This window comes from Xanthomonas sp. LMG 12460 (assembly GCF_009192895.1).
GTDB classification, from domain to species: Bacteria; Pseudomonadota; Gammaproteobacteria; order Xanthomonadales; family Xanthomonadaceae; genus Xanthomonas_A; species Xanthomonas_A sontii.
The window spans coordinates 1-1,449 of sequence record NZ_NKUH01000166.1 but is presented as its reverse complement, the minus strand read 5'-3'; the positions used below and the strand labels follow the sequence as shown (position 1 = coordinate 1,449).

Genomic DNA, 1,449 nt, shown 5'->3' with positions numbered 1-1,449 from the left:
GTCCTTCAGGAAGTTGGTGGTACCCGCGGCGGCAGTGGCAGTGGCGGCGATGCCGCTCTGGTCGAAGGTGATGCCGGTGGCACCGGTGGCGCTGCCCGCGGTGAACGAGAAGTCCTGGCCGCCCTTGACCGATTCCAGCTTCAGCTTGTTGCTGCTGTCCAGCGAGGCGTACACGCCGGTCTGGGCCAGCTTGTCGTTGATCGCCGAGGCGATCTTCTTGGCCACATCGGTGTCCACGTCGCCGACGGCCACCGAGACCGAGGCGATGCTGACGCCGTTGACGGACATGCCGGAGAAGCTGCCGCTGGCGGTGGCGGTGCCCGAGGCCAGGGCGTTGGTGGTGGTCTGGGTGGCGGCGAAGCCGGCCTTGCCCAGCGAGGCGGCGCTGGCGTTGACGATGCTGTTGATGCCGATGGTCTGGCCGGCGTCGGCGCCGACCTGGAACAGCGCGCCGGAGAACGAGCCGTCCAGCAGCTTGGTGCCGTTGAAGTTGGTCTGGCTGGAGACGCGGTCGATTTCCGAGGCCAGCTGCTTGACTTCCGAGTTCAGCGCGCCACGGTCGGTGGTGGAGTTGGTGGCGTTGGCCGACTGCACCGCCAGTTCGCGGATACGCTGCAGGTTGTTGCCGATTTCGACCATCGCGCCTTCGGCGGTCTGCGCCAGCGAGATGCCGTCGTTGGCGTTGCGCGAGGCCACGTCCAGGCCGCGGATCTGGGTGGTGAAGCGCTCGGAGATCGCCAGACCGGCCGCGTCGTCCTTGGCGCTGTTGATGCGCAGGCCCGAGGACAGGCGCTGGATCGTCGTCGCCAGGCTGGCGCTGGTGGTATTGAGGTTCCGCTGAGCGTTCAGCGACATTACGTTGGTATTGATGACCTGTGCCATTTGTACGCCTTGGTTTTAACGTGTTTGATATCTTTTCCGCTCGAGGGCTCCTAATGGCGTAGAAGCCCTCGGCGGTGCATCGCGGCTTGCTGCGCTTAGCCCTGGAGCAGGCTCAGCACGCTCTGCGGCGCCTGCTTGGCCTGGGCCAGCATCGCGGTGCCGGCCTGCTGCAGGATCTGCGTGCGGGTCAGCTCGGCGGTTTCCTTGGCGTAGTCGGTATCGCGGATGCGGCTGCGCGAGGCCGACAGGTTCTCCGAGGTGGAGCTCAGGTTGGCGATGGTGGAGGTGAAGCGGTTCTGGATCGCACCCATGTCCGCACGCGAGGAGTTCACCGAGGTCAGCGCGTTGTCGATGATGCTCAACGCCTTCTGCGCGCCCTGGAAGGTCGAGATGTCCACGTCCTTCAGGAAGTTGGTGGTACCCGCGGCGGCAGTGGCAGTGGCGGCGATGCCGCTCTGGTTGGAGGTGGTGGCGGTGGGCACGGGGGCGCTGCCCGCGGTGTCTGGGGCGTCTCGGCGGCCATTTGACGGTTCCGGCCTCCAGATCTGGGCTGTGGTCATGCGGCGG

1 protein-coding gene and 1 pseudogene are annotated in these 1,449 nt (G+C 66.4%); both read right to left on the bottom strand.

The genetic code is table 11. The features are described 5' to 3' along the window. Nucleotides 1-882, bottom strand: an 882-nt coding sequence (locus CEK66_RS20210; protein ID WP_152238072.1) for a flagellin hook IN motif-containing protein, incomplete at its 3' end; no start/stop codon positions are given. Between the two features lie 95 nt (nucleotides 883-977). Then, nucleotides 978-1,322, bottom strand: a pseudogene (locus tag CEK66_RS20205) (flagellin); the annotation flags it as partial. Between the last annotated feature and the right edge of the window lie 127 nt (nucleotides 1,323-1,449).